At 64.5% G+C, this 4,231-nt stretch carries 4 protein-coding genes; all 4 read left to right on the forward strand.

Annotated features, from left to right (window positions below; genetic code table 11):
- The first annotated feature begins 411 nt into the window (after window positions 1-411).
- A complete protein-coding gene (locus GF405_06330; GenBank protein ID MBD3367774.1) occupies window positions 412-1,992 on the forward strand; it encodes an amino acid permease in 1,581 nt (526 codons plus the stop codon).
- Between the two features lie 105 nt (window positions 1,993-2,097).
- Window positions 2,098-3,048, forward strand: a complete 951-nt coding sequence (locus GF405_06335) for a phosphoesterase (GenBank protein ID MBD3367775.1) — start codon at window positions 2,098-2,100, stop codon at window positions 3,046-3,048.
- Window positions 3,049-3,879, forward strand: coding sequence for a hypothetical protein (locus GF405_06340; GenBank protein MBD3367776.1), 831 nt, complete (start codon window positions 3,049-3,051; stop codon window positions 3,877-3,879). It begins immediately after the preceding gene.
- Window positions 3,880-4,035: 156 nt separating this feature from the next.
- On the forward strand, window positions 4,036-4,231 hold a 196-nt coding region (locus tag GF405_06345; GenBank protein ID MBD3367777.1), incomplete at its 3' end, for a hypothetical protein.

Here is a 4,231-nt window from a genome sequence, read left to right on the forward strand (position 1 = left end):
AACTGTCACATGGTCGCCGTGTACTACCCGACAGGAGGCTGATGAGGGGCGGAAGGGCACATCGCATCCCGTCAGGAGGGTGGCTGGTCTGCACGAACCCGGGGCCCGCTCGAGAGAGCGGGCCCCGACGCGTTCGTGGAGCGGAGAAGGACGAGTCCACCCGTTCGGCGACGGGGTTTCGGGCAGTCGCGCGAGGTGCAGAAGAAGCTCCCCGGCGCGTCCGTCCTTCCAAGTTCACGCGAGAGGCGCATTTGACAGACCCGGCCGCATGCTGTATGGTGCGGGCGAGGTCGCTCCGGCGCAGCAACCCGCCGGTCAGGCGGCCTTCCGCTGACAACTCCCCTTACGGGAAGTGCGTTCTCCACCGCATCTGTTGCGTCCGCGTGCTTCGGCCTCGAACCGGGAGACTCCATGCCAGACGAACAGGGTGTCATCTTCACGCGGAGGGCCTCGGGCCTTGTCCGAGAGCTCTCGTGGCTCGACGTCTTCATCTTCGTCGTCGCGGGCCCCGCGGCCTCCGGCGTCATCTTCTACTCGGTGTCGACGGCCGCCGACTTCCCCGGCGCCAGCCTGCCGCTGGCGTTCCTCATCGGTCTGCTCATCTTCCTGCCGATCACGATCCTGGTCGCCATCACGTCGGCGACCATGCCGCGCTCCGGCGGCCTCTACATCGCCGTCAGCCGCGTCCTCGGCCCGACGCTCGGCTACATGAGCGCCTGGCTCCTCTTCGTCGGCTACGGGATCTCGAGCGGCGTGCTCGGTTACATCGTCGTGGGGCTCATCGGCTCGGGCTTCTCTACCGCAGGATACGCCGGAGGAGCGGATGTCCTGGCGAGGATAGGGGCGGCTATGCAGACGCCGCTCTGGCAGACGCTTGGAGGGTTCATCTGGGTCATTCTCTTCTGGTACATCGCCTACAACGGCATCCGGAAGGTCAAGAACATCATGCGGGCGATGTTCTTCATCCCGCTCGTCGGGACCGTCATCGCGGTCGTCTGGTTCTTCGCGTCAGGCGGGATGGAGAGCGTCGCCGCCTCGTTCAACGCGGTCTGGGGCGATGGGGTCTTCCAGGCAATTCAGACGAGGGCCGCCGCACTGGGATGGGAGACGCCCGGCTTCTCGTTCCCCACGACGATCAGCGCACTCATCGTCGTCATATGGGCGTACACGAGCATCACGATCATCAACTATGCGGGCGGCGAGATCAAGACACCCAAGACGAGCATGCTCCGCGGATTCCTGACGGGAACGGTGTTCGTCGGCCTCTTCTACATGATCATCGTCTACGCCGTCTATAAGGCGTTCGGACCGTTCATCGGGAGCTACGACTTTCTCCACGACAATCATCCCGAGGTGCTGACCGAGCTCATGGGCGGGTTGGTGCAGCCGTCCGTCAGCTTCTACTTCATGTCGATTGCAGGGAACGTCTGGTTCGGCCTTGTCGTCGCCGTGTCGATCGCGCTCTGGTTCGCCAACTCCATCCTGCCCGGATTCCTCGCGAACTCACGGCTGGCCTTCGCCATGTCGATGGACAAGTCGTTCCCCAAGGCGTTGTCGGCCGTCAACCGGCGGACCGGCTCGCCGACGAACGCGGTCCACCTCAACGCGGTCTTCTGTTTCCTCGGCGTCATCATGATGACGCTCTCGGTCAACGTCATCCTCGCGGTGCTCACGCTGACGGTGTTCTTCATCTTCTGGCCGTACGGACTGGCGGCGATGCTGCTGCCGTATCACAAGCCGGAGATCTACGACCGCTCGCCGGTCAAGAAGGAGCTCTTCGGCGTGCCGGTCATGACCATCCTCGGCGCGTTCACCTTCGTGGCCGGGTGGTTCTTCATCTACCTGTCGTTCAAGGAGTTCACGGCGGTCGTCATGCTGACGCTCATCGCGGTCATGCTGGCAGGCATGATCGTCTACCTCTACCAGCAGTGGAGGAACAAGCAGGAGGGCGTCGACGTCAGCCGCATCTACTCGCAGATCCCGCCGGAGTAGGGGGGAGGCGGCTGCGGGCGGCGCCGGCGGGGGCGAGGTCGTCGTCCCGACGGCGAGGCGTGTCGCGGCCGTCCGCCGAACACGACTGCAATCGAAAGGAACTTCATGGCCAAGCTCTTCTTCTCGGTCGACGTTCATGGAGCGAACAGCGTCTGGCGCAAGTGGCTCAAGGTGCCCGATCTGTACGATGTCGATGCGCTGCTCCTCTGCGGCGATCTGACAGGCAAGTCGCTCGTGCCCATCATCGATCAGGGCGACGGGACCTGGAACGCCTTCTACTTCGGCCGGAACTGGAATCTCGACGAGGGTTCCGAGGTCGACGAGATGGAGCAGCGGATCATGGACGCCGGCGCCTACACGCTGCGCTGCGACAAGGACCGCGTCGAGGAGCTCTCGAACAACCCGACCGAGGTCGAGTCGCTGATGATGACGATGATCCGCGACAGGATCGCGCAGTGGATGGAGTCGCTGATCGACGCGGTCGACCTCAACAAGGTCGACGTGCTGGTGATGCCCGGAAACGACGACGACTGGGACATCGACGAGGTCATCAAGTCGTTCGGCGACCGGGGGATCAGATGGCCGCTGGACGGCGTGGTCGAGATCCTGGGCGCCCCGACCATCAGCCTCGACTATGTCAACCCGACACCCTGGGAGACGCCCCGCGAGGACAGTGAGAAGGGGATGGCGAAGCGTATCGAGAAGCTGGTCGGACACCTCGACGACCCGTCGAAGGCCATCTTCAACCTGCACGCTCCGCCGCACGGTACGATGCTCGACCTCGCGCCGGAGCTCGACGCCAACAAGAAGCCGGTCACCGTCGCGGGGCAGGTCAACTTCGTGCACGTCGGGAGCAAGGCCGTCAGAAACGCGATCGAGAAGTACCAGCCGATGATCGGGCTGCACGGGCACATCCACGAGTCGTACGGTCACGACAAGCTGGGGGAGTCCCCCGTCGTCAACCCGGGGTCCGAGTACGGCGAGGGCATTCTGCGCGGCTACCTCATCGAGATCGAGGACGGCCGCGTCGGCAACCACTGGAAGGTCGAGGGGTAGATGACGCCGGAAGCCTCACATCCGATACCGTTCATCCCCGAAGGCGCGAAGCTGACGCCGGACGTCCTCGAGGAACAGGAGCGCCGACTCAAGGAGATCCTGGACGAGCTCGTGGCCAAGGCCGACGAGCACGGCGCGACCATCCGCGTGCTCGGCGCGCTGGCGTTCCGGATCAAGTGCCCCGACTACAAGTGGATGGAGTACGAGAACGAGCGCGTCCTCACCGACATCGACTTCATGGCCACCATGAAGGAGATCGACCGCGTCCAGGACACGTTCTTCGACCTTGGATGGGAGGAGAACCAGAACGTCCTCCGGCTCTTCGGGGACAAACGGCGCATCTTCTACCATCCGACCGAGCCCGTGCACACCGACATCTTCATCGACAAGCTCCGCTTCTGTCACGAGATCGACTTCCGGGGGCGGCTCGAGCTCGACTCGCCGACCATCACGCTGGCCGACCTGATGCTTGAAAAGCTCCAGATCGTCGAGATCAACCGGAAGGACCTGATCGACGTGATGATGCTCCTCAGACAGCACGCCGTCTCCGAGACCGAGGGCGACAACGCCGCGGTCGACGGCGCGTACATCGCGCGATTGATGGGAGGCGACTGGGGGTTCTGGCGCACGGCCACGATGAACATAGAGAAGGTGGACCGGTTCGCCGAGGATTATCTGGGTCCCGAGGAAGCGGCGCCGGTCAGGAAGCGCCTGGCGGTCCTCTCGCGCCTCATCGACGACCAGCCGAAGAGCATGGCCTGGAAGCTCCGCTCGAAGGTCGGCGACCGGGTCACCTGGTACCGCGAGGTCGAGGAGGTCGAGCGGGACTGAGGGCGCCGCTCGTCACGGCCGCGACACGCCCTGCGCGCGATGTCAGGCATCGCGCGGCACACCACCCCGTTGAGCGCGGCACGGCCGGCAGTGTGGCAGAGCGCTGTCAGGCACAGCACGCCGCCGACACAGCAGACGACACCCCAGGGAGGTTTCATGAAGACGACCGAGACGGAGCGCAACCCGCGCTCCGACCGCGATGCATTCGAGTACTCACTGCTTCATGTGATGGCCCTCGATCCCGATGAGTTCCCGGAACGGAGCGCGCCGACACTGGAGCGCGTCCTCGAGGTCATCGGGATCGTGCTGGACGACGAGACGAGCCGGGAGCATCTGGCCGGAGAAGCGCGGA

Source organism: Candidatus Effluviviaceae Genus V sp. (assembly GCA_014728125.1).
Lineage (GTDB): Bacteria > Joyebacterota > Joyebacteria > Joyebacterales > Joyebacteraceae > WJMD01.